The 16,014-nt window shown below is 34.6% G+C and carries 17 protein-coding genes; all 17 read right to left on the reverse strand.

Translation table 11 applies throughout. The features are described 5' to 3' along the window. A complete protein-coding gene (locus tag OQ268_RS03805; protein ID WP_265854767.1) occupies positions 1-1,539 on the reverse strand; it encodes an ATP-binding protein in 1,539 nt (512 codons plus the stop codon). After that, positions 1,532-2,881, reverse strand: coding sequence for a DNA cytosine methyltransferase (locus OQ268_RS03810; protein WP_265854768.1), 1,350 nt, complete (start codon positions 2,879-2,881; stop codon positions 1,532-1,534). The genes OQ268_RS03805 and OQ268_RS03810 overlap by 8 nt, the downstream gene beginning before the upstream one ends. Positions 2,882-2,949: 68 nt before the next feature. Then, entirely contained in the window at positions 2,950-3,153 is a 204-nt protein-coding gene (locus OQ268_RS03815; protein WP_265854769.1) for a hypothetical protein, read from the reverse strand. Next, positions 3,150-3,674, reverse strand: coding sequence for a hypothetical protein (locus OQ268_RS03820; RefSeq protein WP_265854770.1), 525 nt, complete (start codon positions 3,672-3,674; stop codon positions 3,150-3,152). Before OQ268_RS03820 ends, OQ268_RS03815 begins: the two co-directional genes overlap by 4 nt. A gap of 296 nt (positions 3,675-3,970) precedes the next feature. After that, entirely contained in the window at positions 3,971-4,459 is a 489-nt protein-coding gene (locus OQ268_RS03825; protein WP_265854771.1) for a hypothetical protein, read from the reverse strand. Between the two features lie 3 nt (positions 4,460-4,462). Next, a complete protein-coding gene (locus OQ268_RS03830; RefSeq protein ID WP_265854772.1) occupies positions 4,463-4,828 on the reverse strand; it encodes a hypothetical protein in 366 nt (121 codons plus the stop codon). A 559-nt stretch (positions 4,829-5,387) separates the two neighbouring features. Continuing rightward, positions 5,388-6,431 (reverse strand): serine/threonine-protein kinase, encoded by a 1,044-nt coding sequence (locus OQ268_RS03835; protein WP_265854773.1) that lies wholly within the window; start codon positions 6,429-6,431, stop codon positions 5,388-5,390. Positions 6,432-6,434: 3 nt separating this feature from the next. Continuing rightward, positions 6,435-6,920: a hypothetical protein gene (locus tag OQ268_RS03840; protein ID WP_265854774.1), complete on the reverse strand. Its 486-nt coding sequence runs from the start codon at positions 6,918-6,920 to the stop codon at positions 6,435-6,437. A 1,130-nt stretch (positions 6,921-8,050) separates the two neighbouring features. Continuing rightward, entirely contained in the window at positions 8,051-8,530 is a 480-nt protein-coding gene (locus OQ268_RS03845) for a hypothetical protein (RefSeq protein WP_265854775.1), read from the reverse strand. A 362-nt stretch (positions 8,531-8,892) separates the two neighbouring features. After that, on the reverse strand, positions 8,893-9,315 hold the full coding sequence (locus tag OQ268_RS03850) for a hypothetical protein (RefSeq protein WP_265854776.1): 423 nt from the start codon (positions 9,313-9,315) through the stop codon (positions 8,893-8,895). Positions 9,316-9,391: 76 nt separating this feature from the next. Then, positions 9,392-9,889, reverse strand: coding sequence for a hypothetical protein (locus OQ268_RS03855; protein WP_265854777.1), 498 nt, complete (start codon positions 9,887-9,889; stop codon positions 9,392-9,394). A gap of 4 nt (positions 9,890-9,893) precedes the next feature. Beyond that, positions 9,894-10,271, reverse strand: coding sequence for a hypothetical protein (locus tag OQ268_RS03860; RefSeq protein WP_265854778.1), 378 nt, complete (start codon positions 10,269-10,271; stop codon positions 9,894-9,896). 309 nt (positions 10,272-10,580) lie between these two features. Next, on the reverse strand, positions 10,581-11,093 hold the full coding sequence (locus tag OQ268_RS03865) for a hypothetical protein (RefSeq protein WP_265854779.1): 513 nt from the start codon (positions 11,091-11,093) through the stop codon (positions 10,581-10,583). Between the two features lie 110 nt (positions 11,094-11,203). After that, the gene (locus tag OQ268_RS03870) at positions 11,204-11,698 is read right to left on the reverse strand and encodes a hypothetical protein (RefSeq protein ID WP_265854780.1); all 495 of its coding nucleotides are present in this window, start codon (positions 11,696-11,698) and stop codon (positions 11,204-11,206) included. Positions 11,699-12,214: 516 nt separating this feature from the next. Continuing rightward, positions 12,215-14,026: a hypothetical protein gene (locus tag OQ268_RS03875; protein ID WP_265854781.1), complete on the reverse strand. Its 1,812-nt coding sequence runs from the start codon at positions 14,024-14,026 to the stop codon at positions 12,215-12,217. Positions 14,027-14,072: 46 nt separating this feature from the next. Beyond that, a complete protein-coding gene (locus OQ268_RS03880) occupies positions 14,073-14,492 on the reverse strand; it encodes a hypothetical protein (RefSeq protein WP_265854782.1) in 420 nt (139 codons plus the stop codon). 186 nt (positions 14,493-14,678) lie between these two features. Next, a complete protein-coding gene (locus OQ268_RS03885) occupies positions 14,679-15,746 on the reverse strand; it encodes a hypothetical protein (protein ID WP_265854783.1) in 1,068 nt (355 codons plus the stop codon). Positions 15,747-16,014 lie beyond the last annotated feature (268 nt).

The raw sequence follows: 16,014 nt of genomic DNA on the forward strand, positions 1-16,014 counted from the left end.
TTAACTTTGAGAGATTTTTGTTATTAGTTGATTGAAATTCCTGCGAATTTCACCTTGTGTTTTAGCTCCACTTTCTTTTGCAATTATTTCCGCTAAACCCATTGCCGCAGCCATTTTTAAAATTGGTTCAATTTTATTATTTTCCGTTCCCGCATATTCAACCATGAAAGGATGTGTTAGGGAAAGACGAATTCCAATTTGTTTTACATTGGGTTCTGTAGAAGGTTCTTTGATCAAATGCGGGCCAACTTCTAATAAATCGTTTAGTGATGTATCGTATGAAAGTTCAATTGAAATAAGCCAGTTAATTTTGTTGAAATTTACCTTGAAAGATTTATAAATCCTTTTATCCGTTTTAGGCAATTCCGTTTCAACCTCATTTTCTAAAGTTGGGTTTTCAAAAGTCTCCTTTATTGCTTGAGGTACTTTTTGCTCAAAATCGGAAACCGTATGACTCAAGGCTTTTATACCAGAATTTCTATAGTCAGTATCATTTGCCCTAGCCCTAAATTTTTCGGCTTGAGTAAGAAGAGGAAAATTATCATGCGACAATTCATCTTTTAAGCATTGTAAAAATACATCAAGATTTTCATCCCATTGAATTCCTTTTTTTGTAAAGGAAACATCAAACCCTTCTAAGTGTAATTCGCCAAAAACTCTTTGAAATCGGTAGCTATTTGGTGCTCCAAAAATAAATTCGGGTCTAAATCCATTATCAAAACTACCTTCAATCACTCTACCTCGTCTAAATAATGCAAAGCCAGCCTCTGCAGTGGACCCTGTCTCTCTAATTCCAACAAAACCTTTTACTGATAACCCTTCTTCTAAACCAAAATCAATTTCCTTTTTCCATATTACTTTTTCTCCATTTGGGGTATCATATCTTGGTGCTTCAAGGATATTGGGTTCAGTAAAGCGTAATTCTGTATTGTCAACAATAAGTTTCAAGGTACCTTGACGAATAAACTCTCTATAAATACTTGCTAAATGTGATTTTACTTTACCAAGTCCTTTTCTTCTTGGCATTTTATTCACATTAGATAACTCTATAATTGTATAATGGTGATTTTTTTCCGTTGTTATCGAAGTGAATTCCAACTCCTCAAGTTTATCCTCGAAAATTTTATCCATATCAAAATTTATGGTTTTTTCTTCAGTTTCATTTAAGGCCTTAGTTCTAACAGACCAAAGATCAGAAAACCAACAAGAAGCAGATTTCATACCCATTCCAAATTCAGAAAGACCTGAAGTATCTGTTGGAATTTCAGCCGCTCTAAAAGCTCGGCTATAATTTGATTGTTCTATTCCTGCTGCATTATCACGAATTGTGATTTTGTTATCTGGGTCGTTAATTTCAATTATTACTTCTAATTGAAAATCATCCCCATGAAGTTCTTTTAATGCTTTCTCATTATTCAAATAGCTCGCAATGGAATTATCGACGAATTCGGCTAAGGCAAACCAAGTTTCGTATTCCAAAAATTTCAAAACGGAGAGCATCGAAACATTTGGCCTTATATTTATTTTATTTTCACTCATAATGATAGAACTTATTTACGTTATTCCTATTTTCTAAGTCTTCAACTGGCAAAATACTCTCTGGACTTATAATTAATTGTTTTGCTATTAATTCAACAATATGAGAGTTTACTGCATTTCCTAGAGCTTTGAAAGCAGCATTGTCATTTTCAGGCAGTTTTAAACCACTTAATGATTGCAGTTTCAAACCCTCGTTCCTGGTAATGTATCTTTTCTCCCAACCGATAATTGGAATTTGAGTATTCGTACAGACAAGGGAAGGGAAGAAGTCTGTTTTCTTTATCCTAATCCCAGAAGCTCTGAACTGCAAAATGTATTTATCGATTTTTCGTTGCCCATCGCCAACATTCCACTCCATCTTTTGCCAACTTTGAGAAGGAAGTTTTGCAATTTTGGTTACTATTTCAGTTATATATTTTTGATTGTCCTTATAGAATTGTCGATTATGACTTATATATCGTTGCTTCCACCCAGGAAATTCTTTTTCAACTCGTGCATAACTTGGTAAATTGGATAGTTGCTCTTGTCGTGTCATTCCTTTTAATGGAATACCAAAGTTTCCCCGATACTCACTTAACTCTTTCTGGGTAAGTAAATGTGGATATTTTTCTTCGTAAGGGTAGTCTGCCCCAAATTCCATCGCCCAAATTGGGAAACCTGGTATCTGTACTTCTTTGGGCACTGCGTCCAATAACTCTTGCCAAAGATTAATGCAGTCTTGATTTGCTTTTGGAAGTTTTCTCGAATTTACTGGATCGAGTTCGATAAAATTTTCCAACGGCACAACGCTTTTTTTTTGCATATCAACTTCGTCAAAGCTAAAATGTTCAAGGGCATTATTACCTAGTGCACCAACGATGAAAATTCTTTGCCTATGTTGTGGAATACCAAATTCGTGAGGTGAATAATCCCGATGTTCAACTTCGTATCCCAATCTATCGAAATCCTCTTTCATAGCTTTCCACGTTTCTTCATTGTTGTGTTTTGCTATAAATCGAACATTTTCTAAAATGAAAAATTTTGGTTTTTTTAACTCCAGAATTTTTACAATTTCATCAAACAAAGTTCCTCTTTCATCTTCACGTCCAAGTTGCTTTCCAGCCTTTGAAAATGGTTGACATGGAAAACCTGCACATAAAATATCGTGGTCTGGAATTAATTCTGGACTCTCATTGACGATTTTTCTTATATCTCCATTAATATTTATATCGTTACCCCAATTTAATTTGTATGTTTCTCTTAATACAGGGTTAAGTTCGCTTGCAAATACACACTGGTGCCCAAGTTGGTGTAATGCCTTATGAAAGCCTCCAATTCCTGCAAATAAGTCTATAAATCTCATTATCTTTCTATGTCCAATCTTCTATTATAAATCTTGCAATCTACATTTATTTGTAGCTTTTTATACTCTCATTTTTTATTGTTTTTTTCAAATGCATCAATTCGCCTGAATATTTTAAATAATATCAGTGCAGTTGTAATGAATCCTGATCCAAGCCCAATAATTAATCCAATGCAAGATCTGTCAACAATTCCACCAATACCTGTCCCGATTAAACTAAATCCTACTATTGTTAAAATAATTGCTAAATAAAATACTCTTATTTTTTTCATTTCTTAGCGACTGTTTGTTTGTGCCTTTCAACATATTTATTATAAAGTTCTTTTTTTTCAATTTCAGAAACTATCCCGATTTCTGATTCCATTTTTGCACCTTCCCATTCTAATTTCAATAAATATTGAGTTATCGTAATAAGTTCTTTGATGTTTTCTGTTGGGTCTTTGTCGGTCTTAAGCACAATCTGATCAATAAGATTTATTATTTTACTATCCCAATACTCATCTTCAGGATTCAAATAAAGTCGTATTTGAAATTTTAAAGTGTCCGCTTCTTTATGTAGTTCCCATAATTTATCATATGATAACTTTGAAATGCGGTTACTATAACTGTTGACAAGAGCGCAGAATCTTGATATACTATCGCGTAGATCTTGGATGTACTTTATTCTTGAGGCTGTTACCGAGTTAATAAAAGTAGTCTTTCGAACGTTTCGAAAAGTTATTATTAAATTAAAAACACCTACAGAGAAAGTTAGGCCAATACTAATCAATGTTACTGTTTCAGTTGTTGTCATACAAATAGCGTTTAGATAATTACTCACATTACAAGGTAGTTCGAGGCAATGATTCTTATTAAAAGTTGATTAAAGCGCTTTGCTTTAGAGAGTATAGCTTAAGAATCCATCCCAAACATTTGGAGTAAATTTTGCATTAATTGCTTATAAAAGATAGAAGAGAAGAGCATGTTAAATTTTGTTGTTTTTACTAAAGTAGTCACAAAACAATAATTATTCATACGGGAAACAGTAAATACACATTTCTAGTAGTAATAAATATAAAAGATATAAACTATTGTATCTGTTTTACTTTCTTACAAAAAATCAAGAATATTGAATAGTTCAAAGTGATCAGGGAATTCTTTTGCGGTTTCTATCAGGTTTATGCCTGAGGAAAGGGGATATTTTGACTTTATAACAGGATCAATTTCCTTATCGAATTTTTGTATTTCTATATTTCGATCATATTTCGGTTTTGATATAAGCTGATAAGTTTGATCTTCTACTTCATCAATAAAAACTTTATCATATGAGTAAAATCCTCTTTTAGCCATATAGCTGAAAAATGAAAAATAGCTTTTTGAGTCTGTGATATTTTCTTTTACCAAATTATCATTTTGGATAGTTGTGAAAATCCTCCTGTATTTATAAACAAATCTGATTTGTACTTTAAAATCAACGTTAAACTCATCCAATTTCGGTGGTAATAATCCGCCAGCTGTAGCGATGTGAATCAATTTAATACCATCAAATAATAAGATGTCAAAATCATTATTTAATTGTTCTTCTAAAGTGTAAGCCATAATCTAATAGAAAATATCCTTACAAATTTGACATTTATCTCTAACTTGCATTGTTTTTGGTCTATATGCTCTTGAAAGTACTATTTCATTTAGGTTGATAACATGTTTTATGTAGATGTCATTTGAAGCGTTGACTTCTGCACAACATCCGATCGAAGTTGTGTTTACTTTTTCGCCTAGTTTTCCGTATGAAAGCAATTTATCTTTCAATTTAACATAGAGTTCGTTTTCCAGTATAAGCAAGCCAGATTTATTACATTTTCTTGAGTTACTATATTCAGCACCACAAACCACGGAGACAAAATCTCTTCGCATATTGAATGATAAAGCGTAGTTTTGGATTTCATTTTCTAAATCTTCTGATGCCATTATTATAAGTTATATTTTAAACAAATTTAGCTAATTATAAAAAATCTATCTTTTAGAAAATACACAAACCTATCCAGCGAATAGAGCAAGGGGCATTGCAATAAACCTTTTTTAAAAGCGACACAATGATATGTTTACTCAATTAACATAAGGCTTGAAGATATTGTTAAGCAACAAGTGTATGCTTGGTTAATCATGCGATTGAATCCAATTTAACCATTTGTAAGGTTCTTAAAAATATCGATTCTAACGGTTAGCAGTTTGGCGAAGTAGGGAAAGTCGAAGCACAAAATGTTTATCGCATAACTAAATTTGAATTTAGCACTTAATGCGCCATTTGCCAAACTACTCTTATACAACTACTTTTATTTCTTCAACTCTTTTCTATGTGGAATTGGTTTAACAATTATTTTTTCATTTTGTAGTTTTTGAACCACAAAATCCCCATTAAAACATTTTATATTTGCTAATTCTAGAAGTGAACTATGCGAAATGTTATGGAAAGGACTTGAAATGTCTTTTCTTGTTTTAGAATTATATGTAGTTTTCTTCTGATTCATTACCAATCGGTATTTAAACAATCATATAATAAAGTGTTTTTTTCAACTTCATTTTGAACAACTTTACAAAAATTTCTATTTTGTCTACTATTTTTCAACGCTGAAATTGTAAAAGTGTTGTTTGTTGTTAAACAAGTTACTATGTAGTTATGTTTTACCCAAGTCTCATTTCCTAAATTATCTGTAGAATATGTCCAATCGTTTGCAGCATTAATTTTACTTAAATCATTAAGAATTTCAATAACACTTGAATACCTTTCATCTGGGTTTGGTTTAAGGGCAGTGCTTATGATTTTTCTAAGTTGTCTGGGTATATGAGGCAAAAAGAATTGTCTGTTAGGGAAATTTCCCGCTTGCAGTTTCTGGATAAAGTTACCATCATTCCTAATTCCCCTGCTAACAAACGCACCATCTAATTGACTTAGAAAAACACTTTCACCATTACAGATTCTATACATTGTTAACCCTGCTTGATAAATATCAAATTTATGATTATGGACAGGTTGATCAAAATACTCAGGTGGTGCTAAAACTTGTGTTGTACCAGAATTACTTGCAAAACCATAATGACCTGTATATTCAGCTAATCCAAAATCCGAAATTAGAGCTTGGTTAGAATTGTTTATTAAAATATTTTCAGGTTTAATGTCAAAATGAATCAACCCTTTTGAATGGATATTATTAAGTCCTGAAAGAAACTGTAATGAATACCTAACAATTTCTCTAGATGACAAAAACCTGTTATCAATTAAACCTTTAAGTGAGCCATTTTTATAGAACGGCATGGAAAGATAGATAAAATCATCATCTTTACATGCGTAAATTACCTTTACGATATTATGGTGATTTGTCAAATACAGTTTTCTTGATTCTTCAAAATATAAGTCTTGATGAGTAAAATTAGCTATTGGAACTTTTTTCACTGCAATGTTGGCATTCAATTGTGGGTCAAAAGCGTGATAAACTTCTCCTTCTCCACCATTTCCAATTTTAGCTCCTATTTCAAAATTTAATTTTGTTTCTGTAAGGTTTGTCGTAATCATCAATTATAAATTAAATGCTGTAAAACAAGCTAGTACACATTCTCTTTTTTCGATGCCCAACCTTTTCCAATCTAAATCTTCCGGAATAGACGGAAAAATAACTTCAGCATCAGCATACTTCTTAAAGTCAGTTTTAGGAATACCTGCAATTCGAGTTAATTCTGCGATTTGTCCTGCTAAAAAATTATCAACAGTTGAACTTGCTAAAGATTCTTGTATAACACCTTCTATGTAACACCTCTCTATTGCAGTTCCATTTATTGTTCTGCCAAATTCAGGAATTCTTATTACAGCACTTTTCACTTCGTAATCTTCCAGTATGTCTAACAAAGTATTTCTTGTGAAGTTTAAGGCTTCTGGTCTATTAATACTTAACGGTATATTTATTTGAGATATGTCTAAATAGTTTAGACTATCATCAGGCAGTTTTTCAATAATACAATAATGCACTACAGAATTAGAAAAAACTCTTAATCCAATTACCCTCATTTTTTGAATTGTTTCATATACATATGTCCTTCTAAGGCATCACACAACTTCTAAATACATTTTACTGTAAAAAAAACCTTGATTAAACCATTTTATGGATATTTCAATTGCGCAATTTGAATATTCTTAGGTATTTATTAAACTTTTACAAACGAATACACCGAAATTATCTTTTGTGAAGTTAAGAGAAGATGGAGCGTATAAAATTTATTAAGTTTTGTCTAAATTATAAATTTAATCTTAATCTCCAATACGGTAAACCGTAAACTGCATTAAAATCAATTTTAAATCTGCACAAATTAATTTTTACTGGGTCCAATATCGACTTACTGAAATAAAACCGTGCAGTATAACAAATTATGCGAACCGCTTGCGAATGTTTCGAAGGTCGTTGCAAAGAAGCTCGATTAGAGCGATGCAACGATATGTTTTATGCAATGAAACACAAGGCTTGGCGGTGTTGTTGATTGGTAATCCTTGACGGTATATCTGCTCAACAATAGTAACAAGCCGAAGCCAGAGAAACCACGCAGGTGAGCTGAAAAGTGGAGCCTGACTAGATTTATCTAGAATGAAGAGAAGCAAATCCTAGATAAAGATAGAGAGAAGGCTCATGAAGCCATCCGCTTTGGCAAAATTAAAACCATGACAGTGCAAAGCAATGGCGTGTGTTTTAAGTGGCATTAGATATGGCGGAATTCCGATCTACCTACCTACTAGCACTGTCCCATGCTACGAACCACAAGCTGAAAAGTGAACGCAGTACCTTATAAAGCAAGCACCATAACTGCCATCTTCCACAAAATCAACGACTAGACCGAGCCTTTCCTCTCCTAAGCCACCCCTTTTGAGGAAAGGCATTGGTTTAGGAGTGCTATTGAAAGGTATCAAACTCATATGAACAAGTAATGCATATGTAATGATAAGTCGGAGTACGGTTCAAAACGCTCTTATTGAAGCCTGGATAGCGGAAAGAATCTCTACTATTGCACATTGGACATATATTAGGTGGGTCTGGCACGAACGTGATACCGCTACCTCTAAAGACTAAATTCTCATTGATAGGCTCCTGTTTTGATATTGTCTCCAACTCACTTCTTGATGGCAAAGAATGTATTTGGATATTAGAGTTAGTCCTTTAAAGCGTCGCTAAGTTTATTAAAGCATTTTATATGTAACCCTTTATTAGCTGTTAACAGCTCCTTGTGTAACTGTGGATTGAGGTAGCAGCTATCGTTATACTGAGTGTAATAGTCGGTATCCCTTGTTATGATAATAAGCTCTACCACCGATGGCACCTTTGATAACAATATCTCCCACGATATTTGATCGCCCATATTGTCTTTAGGCTTCCCGTGTGGATTACCGAGCTGTTTCCTAACCAAAGCCTTATCGTACAATTCTTCATCGAAATGCAAGGCACTTGTAAACAGCTTTGTCAGCTCATTGCTCACCACATCTGAAGAGGAACTAATTGAACTAAACAAATCTGCATACATTAATCTAAGCTGTCTTAGGTTTTTATCTATCTGTAATTCTATCTTCTTTCGATCCTCATTCCACGACTTTATTAACGTAGAATCAACTTCATCTAAATGAGACGGTAACACAACAGACTTATAACTAGCATTTGCTAGAGTGTTTGAAACTGAGGTATTGAATACAACTAACTTATTCCTGTTAACTTCATCTACGATTTGTGAAGTAACAGTATCTCGTCTTTCAATTCTACTATACTGGTTAGAAGCTTTTTGAACTCAGGCCGATTGGAATTATAGAATTCTAAGTAAATGTTAGCGTCAATGAAAATCATAGTGAAGTCTGTAGCGTGTTCAAGTATAATAAAAAAGAGCCACATTGTAATGGCCCTTAGATGGTAAGCTTAGAATTCATTGCACGATATAAACCCTCCCTTTCACGCTGTAAACCACTAAATGAGAGAGTGAGGGATTTAGGATGCGCTATATAAATTCTAATGGTAACCAATCAATTGATCTTCCAAACTCTTTGGTAGATAATAGATTGCGTCATCGTTTGGTGATGGTGCTGCTAGTCTAGCCATAAAGAAATAATCAACTTCAAGTATAAGTTCCTTATATAGCTCTTCACTAATATCAAAGTCGCCGAGAGACTTACCGCTATCCAAATGTAATTGTAGATGCATTAAGTCCTTATAGTTGGTGCCCAAATGCTGATCAACTTGTTTTAACTGACTATAGGAGATTTCAATATCGTTCAAGATATCTGGATCGTAACCAAGGTTGTCTACATTTGAGATGTGTAATCGAATGTAAGGGTTGAGCACTGTATAGAGGGCGGTCGGATCAGTTACTACTTCTTTCTTCCTTTGCTTTACTAATTTATATACTAGGATTAAGCTAGCTAGTGCAGCCATTGTAATAATTACTATATCCATATGGTGTGCTGTTTAAATGTAATCTTGACTTTAACCGTTTCAGTAGAATTGGATATTATTTTGTTATTTGTATTGCCAGTCCCAAGCCCTCAAACCAGATGTTGTAATTCTTTGGTTTATCTTTGTATGGTGCAATGGTAACTGTGGCAGCAACATAGTGCTTCTCGGATTCATTTGAATAGCTAACTATAGGCCAATTAACAATTAAATCCTCAAAACGGTCAGACATATTAGCTGTGTAGTACTCAACCATAGCCGGATATTCGTACCACTTACCAGACTTAATTGCTTCTTTCCTTTTTTTCTTATCCATTTCCACAACCTGCCCGAACATAGTAACCTTGAATATGTATTTGGAAGGATGATCGTAGGCTTTGTAAATAATGAATTCATTGTAGGGATCTGTAGTTCCAATCAATTTATAAACAAACAAACCATATGGCGGATTTTCCCAATTTCCCCATAAATCGTTTATACGTTTGTTGTAGCCAAAGTTTTGCCCAAAGGCTGTTGTTGATAAGGCAATCAACCACAGTGTTACTAATCTTTTCATCACCTTAAAAGTAGATAGTTGTTAATAGTGGGGTTAGATAAACTTTGTACTCAAACTGATCTGCAAGAGCATCATACATTGAGATACGAGTTGCAGTTATTGGAAGTGTGAGATTAGACCAATATTCAGAGCTTATTGGTTTGTAACCCACGATCTTGGTTACTCGGTTCGATGTTACCAACTTAATTCTGTACTTTGAAATTGCCTGGGTTGTTGGATTTACTGAATAGGCTGTTATAACCTGCGATTCCTGATCTGATTGTTGTTGTTGATTGGGATAGCCGTTGCTTGATGGAATAGGGTTCGGCACATAGACCACTTGTGAATGAACAGCGTAACTAACTAGGAGTAGTCCGCAAATTGAGAGATACTTTTTTAGCATATTGATATAAGATAAATTCAAACTGTCCCATAGTTTGAAGTTAAATGCAATAAGCGTTGGGACTGAACTTATTCCGCTACTGGAAACCCCTAGGAAGGTCATCGTAAACAGAATAGCCAGCCCAACGCTTATGGCGTGGGCATTTGGCTAACTCTGTCCTTGTTACGATTGATTGATTTCCTAGGTCTTCCAATACAAGAACTGAAGCTAAACGCTTATATCTTAATATGTAAGTTGTTGCTTTTTTTATTTCATTCCTCAAATCTACCAAAGAGAAATGAATGTAGGTGCATTGCTGCACCTAATTTTTTACTCAGCTTCCTTTTCGACTGTTCCAATGCTCACATAACCAGTTTCTCCCTCTACAATCCTGCGATAGTAGAAGTTGTGTAGGTTATCAGCAGGCAGATAATTCACTCGTAGTGCGTATTCAATGCCAACAGTATTATCATTTGATTGCGTTAGTTGGTAGCATTCACGTAAAAGATTATTGGTAAGGATGCTTCCGAACTTTTGCAATGCTTCCTCACCAAGATCAACAAAAATGTATAGCTTCCCATCCTTTGGGCTCATGCTGAGAGTGATATTGTGGAAATAACTCAGATACTCTTTAACAAGATTGGTATTCTGTTCGTTCTTGGTATGATCCATTAAGGCATAAGTTCTAAACTTAGCGACATCAAATCGTTTTAACAGGTTGATGGCTTTTTCTACCATTAACGTGTACGCTTTCTCAACGGCATTGTTGGTAAGTTGAATGTCAGTTGTAATTGGTACGAACTGTGTTTTAGATTGCGCTTTTGCTTTGGTTTGTGTTTTCATTTTGTAAGAATTAAAAAGTGAGTAAAAAGAAAAGGCACTCTGTTTAGAGTGCCTATAAGTTGTTCTGGTAAGAATGGGTTTGAAGTGTCTGTTTTAAAAGGCATTGCGCTTTATGGTGCAACGTAGTCAAGTATAGAAATCCTCTCCTTTGGCTGGAAAGCTAGTACACCTTTGTAGAAACTCGAAAAATCTTTAATCCTGTCACTTTCAAATGCGTAGGTAGAATGCATTGCCCTTTTAAACCATGCACGTATCTCCAGCTCGAACGGACAGTTATGAAACTGGTAAAGGATTTCATATTTATCTGCATAGCTACATCGAAGATGGTAGCGGAAATGCGGTGTAATGAATGTATGCATTCCATCAGGATCAGTGGCATCTGACTTGTTATTAATCTCGACAACAGTCCGATCAAGAGGATTGGGAAGAGTCTGATAGAGCTTTTTAAATCTATTCAATAGATCATGGTAAATGTGTTCTACTCCATCATTTAGTGATCGCTGTAGCGGTAAAGCTTTTTTTGCTCGATGGAAATTCTTAGGCAGTTGACGTTGTGGCTCAACTGGCAAATCATTTTGTGGGTTTGCTGCTTCAAATCGTTTCATTTTCTCCGTTGTCAATTTAAAATTCTTGGTAACTACTTTTTGTAAATCGGTGCTTTTATGTGGCTATAGCTAGCTTGAAATCTTTTTCGCTTTACATCAAGAGCCATGAGGGGGATGTAACTCGGCACTACCTTCGGTCGAGTAAAATAGATTTGATTTAGATTTTTAGGCACTGTTCTTTAGGATAATAGATTTAACTTCCTACCTTTTAAAAGAATTAAGTTTTATGCTACCAAGAGCTACCCACTAGAGTGCAAAACATTTATTGCTTATGGGGGGGGGGCGGGAATAAGTGCATGCCGTTAGAAAAAATATATTTTGAAATCAGATAACCGTGATTTTTAGTGTGTTCTTTTATAAGGCAAAAAGAGTTGATGACTATCCTCAAAAAAGCACCATCGTTCAATGGTGCTTTTATGTATTAATTGTATAATCAGTCAATCTATTTATCTAATCCTAAATTTAGTCAGTTGGTCTATAATAATACATATTGGTCATTTTTTTGGATTGAAAAGATTAAATAAATTTGAAAGATTTAGGCGTTCTTATGTGTTCGCCATTTTTGGTGCTCCGGGTTGCTTCAAAGAACTTGTCAAAGTGGCTGGCTCTACCTTCCTCTGAATATCCATATTTCCTATAGATGGCTGTCAGCTTTTCTTTGATTGAATCCTCATTGACTGGAATTAATAAAGTAAATGCATTATGTACTTCCTGCCTAATTAGGGGATCTTGAAATTTAGACTTTTTACTTATCTTGACTAACTCACGATCCATCTTTCTTTTGTCAAAACCAAGCTTCTCCATTACTTCATAGGTAAGCTTGCTATAATAACTGGCTACGTCAGGGTTATCTTTCTCTAGCGTAGAAATGAAATCCCCTAATATAAATCTCATTTTTCCATCATTTCCAAATGGTCTTTTCCATGTATCTATCATCTTGGCAACATTCTCGCATCTGGTCTTAAAGTTTTCATTTTTATAGTCGGTTAGCATCTGCTTATGAGTAGCTTTATGAGAATCCGCTTGTGTCTTAACTTTAAAGTTCCCGATGCTTTCATATGCGGAAATTAATGTTTGTAGAGATTTATAGTGCCCTTTAATCTTATTGTCCAACATAAAGTTATCTATCATGCCATAGTTTAATGAGCCATCTTTCTTAATAATGTTTAAAATTTTGGGTGCACCTAAACATTGAGATAATGTCTCCTTACCTCCTGATGATTGTATATCATTACCCAACTGTTTTATTTCCTGAAATGCGCTATAGCTGTCGTGAAGGTATTGTCGGACTTCGTTCTCGTCAATAGTTTCTAGATTTGGGTTTGTTCCAGTTATATGATATATACTACTAACACCATTTCTCGCTCTACCAACAATCTGCACGTTATCGGTATAAGGGTCTAAAAGCGTTTTTTCATCGTGAACGTCGGTTAGCATGACCACTATTGGTTTTGTTTTTAGCAATATATCAACTGCACTGAAGTAACGAGATGTGAAAAATGTAAATCGCGGATAATCGGTTAACGTATCGCTAGCATTATTAAATCCTTCTTTGGAAAGCTTTCTAACGCATCTACCTGAACAGTAAACAATGCTTTCATCAGCAATGGCTAATGCTTTAATTATTGCATGAATATGAGTAGCTGAGTTGATGAAGATAAAAAACTGTTCATTTTGGTTATCGTTGATCACTTTCTCCAAAGAAGCGATGATGTTATTAGTAACAACTAAATCCAATGGTTGGAAATAGTCATAATCTGGGATAATCCTGTATATCTCGAAGCCATATTTTTCAAATCTTGGGTCGGTTGGCACTAAAGCCGTAGCAGATATCATACTCTTGTTGTCAAACATAAAAAAGTCATCCATAGGTGCTTCGATCATCGGTCTAAAACTCACATCCTTAATTAATTTGTCGCACTCATCCAACAGCATGTAAAAGTCTCTATAGAGATCAAAATCAGATTCTTCTATTGCAGGCTTTACCTTTTTATCATATGCCTCTGGTGTACAGAGTATTTTTTTCCACTTCACATTGCTTTTAAGATACTTAAGTACATCTGCCTGTGTTGCATTTCCATAAACCACGAGTATGCTTGGATATTTAAGTAAATCATCTTCTATTGCTTTTGATTTTCCTTCAATTACTGGAACATGAGGGTTGACACAGACAGAGTGACGTCGGAATATTTTAATTTCGCCATGTGTTGCTCCCCATCCGGTCAATGTTTTGATGTATATCTTGTTTGTTGGGAAGCCCATTTTAAACAGCTCGAAATCTGTTATATATTTGATAGCCTTCGACACTTTTATTTCTACTTCTTTCATAATGATTATAAGTAGGGGTGCATGTTACCGCACCCCATTTTTAATGTTAACGGTTGTAGATGAAGTCAACCAAATCTTCGGCTTTGAAATTGATTGCTACTTTGCCAGCTTGGTAGTCCCCAATTAAGTTATTTAATTTACCTAAAGGGAATACTTTACACTCAACTTCACCTTTAGGAGAGAAGAATTTAATGTAGGTGTAGGCATTGCCACCTTTATCAATTCCCTCATAGATGCGGCCAGTAAGTCTCAAGCCTGAACTGATGGCATTGAAAAGCTTTTTGAAGTCACTCACTTCCGATGGTCTCATTACCTTCACATACCTTTCGATTTGCGCTTTGCTTACACTTTTGAAGTACTTCATTGCTACCTCTTCCACTGTTAACAGATTCTCAACTGTCTTCTTTACAGTTGCACTCTTCTTAAACTTTGCAAGAAGAGGATTTAAAATTTTGGCTGTTGCCATAGTTTCAAGTTTATTTAATATTGCTCCACTTTATTGGCAGGAGTTTAACCGCCTTCCTTCAAGGAATTGGTACAAAGGAGCCTCGGGGATTAAGGTTAGTAAATTAGAATTAGTAAGAAAAAAAGAAAACCACATAATCAGCTGACTATGTGGTTATTAAATTTAAAATAAATTAACACGGTGAAGCTACATGTAAAACTGCTTTTCCCCGTAGGTTTTTGAACGTTTAGTTGGATTGCTGTCTCTTACTACAGTTCTGATATAGCTGTATTTATCTTCTCGGGTTGGATGATTGTATTGGATATATCGTAAAGCTTTAAGTATATCATAGATCAGAACATATCTGTGCTTCTTTACAACTTCAAAGCTGTTATATTGAGTGATATAGCTGTCCATCAGCAGTATTAGGTAGTTTAACAATTTAATGTTCTTTTTACTTCTTCTGAATGTACTTCTGCTTTCAAGTTCAATGTCGTTGACATCATCCTTGGTCAACCTCGTATAAAACTTAGTACCATTGCGCTCATGTTCTTCTATGATTTCTTTCAAGACGACGCTGTAAATCTTATTTGATAAGCCCTCTGGAATAACGATATCTTCGCCTCCATTTCTATCAACTATCACAATATCCATATCCGATGGAATGTAAATAAGCTTGTTTACCCCTAATCCCCCAACATGTCTAGGTTCTGCTTTGACATAACCATCGACGATAAGATGCTCCTTTGTGTCTGAAGAAAGCCTGTCAAACCCTTTGATTCTGTCTTCTTCATCCAATAATTGGCTGGCTTCCTTGCCGATCAGAACCTTTTTTTTCTTTATGTTCAGATACAAACCAATCAGCTCGTCTAAATAAGACAGTTTATTATCATTTCCGTGACGTTCTGAGAATTCTCCCCAACTGAACAATGTTGCAAATAACAAATTGTCTATGGTTTGTAGATTCAGTGATGGTATGTATTGTTTATGCTTTTCAACAACACCGTAAAGGTCATTATAGAGTTCTGTGATTTCTCCATCATAATGTAGCGACTTATCATTTCCACCCATAAATCTGAAAGGCAGATTGCTATTAGTTATTTTTACTTCCCTAATAATAAAACTACCCAGTTGATCAGATATGGTAGGATGTATTCTTTCGTATGTATTTCTTCTGGCCAGCTCATCTGATATAAGCTTGTTGCCATACTCAAGGTTAGGGGTGATTTCAATAATATTATCTTCTTCTTTAAGTACCATCCAAATTTCTGTCAAAGGGTCTATAATTAAGGGAAAGGTACAAATTTTTGGATTTTAGGTTGTCTACTATCTAAATGATATTTTACATTTCAATTCAGATGACCATGAGCAGAATCGAACTGCTATCTAGGAAAATGCGGACAAATCAGCATCGTTCTAGTCGATTTTTATAAATCAAGATGCTTACCCATAGAGCGAAATAGCGTGAAAATCTGCGCCAGTAAATGCGCCAAATGGTCGACAAAATTGCTAAAAATCGAGTAAAATTTGCTCTTATTTTGCT

Origin of the sequence: Pedobacter sandarakinus, assembly GCF_026240095.1 — a bacterium.
In the GTDB taxonomy this organism is placed as follows: Bacteria; Bacteroidota; Bacteroidia; order Sphingobacteriales; family Sphingobacteriaceae; genus Pedobacter; species Pedobacter sandarakinus.

Bases quoted from the DNA above. Each gene is read 5' to 3' on its own strand.
- OQ268_RS03805 (WP_265854767.1), bottom strand. From the start codon at position 1,539: ATGAGTGAAAATAAAATAAATATAAGGCCAAATGTTTCGATGCTCTCC.
- OQ268_RS03810 (WP_265854768.1), bottom strand. From the start codon at position 2,881: ATGAGATTTATAGACTTATTTGCAGGAATTGGAGGCTTTCATAAGGCA.
- OQ268_RS03815 (WP_265854769.1), bottom strand. From the start codon at position 3,153: ATGAAAAAAATAAGAGTATTTTATTTAGCAATTATTTTAACAATAGTA.
- OQ268_RS03820 (WP_265854770.1), bottom strand. From the start codon at position 3,674: ATGACAACAACTGAAACAGTAACATTGATTAGTATTGGCCTAACTTTC.
- OQ268_RS03825 (WP_265854771.1), bottom strand. From the start codon at position 4,459: ATGGCTTACACTTTAGAAGAACAATTAAATAATGATTTTGACATCTTA.
- OQ268_RS03830 (WP_265854772.1), bottom strand. From the start codon at position 4,828: ATGGCATCAGAAGATTTAGAAAATGAAATCCAAAACTACGCTTTATCA.
- OQ268_RS03835 (WP_265854773.1), bottom strand. From the start codon at position 6,431: ATGATTACGACAAACCTTACAGAAACAAAATTAAATTTTGAAATAGGA.
- OQ268_RS03840 (WP_265854774.1), bottom strand. From the start codon at position 6,920: ATGAGGGTAATTGGATTAAGAGTTTTTTCTAATTCTGTAGTGCATTAT.
- OQ268_RS03850 (WP_265854776.1), bottom strand. From the start codon at position 9,315: ATGGCTGCACTAGCTAGCTTAATCCTAGTATATAAATTAGTAAAGCAA.
- OQ268_RS03855 (WP_265854777.1), bottom strand. From the start codon at position 9,889: ATGAAAAGATTAGTAACACTGTGGTTGATTGCCTTATCAACAACAGCC.
- OQ268_RS03860 (WP_265854778.1), bottom strand. From the start codon at position 10,271: ATGCTAAAAAAGTATCTCTCAATTTGCGGACTACTCCTAGTTAGTTAC.
- OQ268_RS03865 (WP_265854779.1), bottom strand. From the start codon at position 11,093: ATGAAAACACAAACCAAAGCAAAAGCGCAATCTAAAACACAGTTCGTA.
- OQ268_RS03870 (WP_265854780.1), bottom strand. From the start codon at position 11,698: ATGAAACGATTTGAAGCAGCAAACCCACAAAATGATTTGCCAGTTGAG.
- OQ268_RS03875 (WP_265854781.1), bottom strand. From the start codon at position 14,026: ATGAAAGAAGTAGAAATAAAAGTGTCGAAGGCTATCAAATATATAACA.
- OQ268_RS03880 (WP_265854782.1), bottom strand. From the start codon at position 14,492: ATGGCAACAGCCAAAATTTTAAATCCTCTTCTTGCAAAGTTTAAGAAG.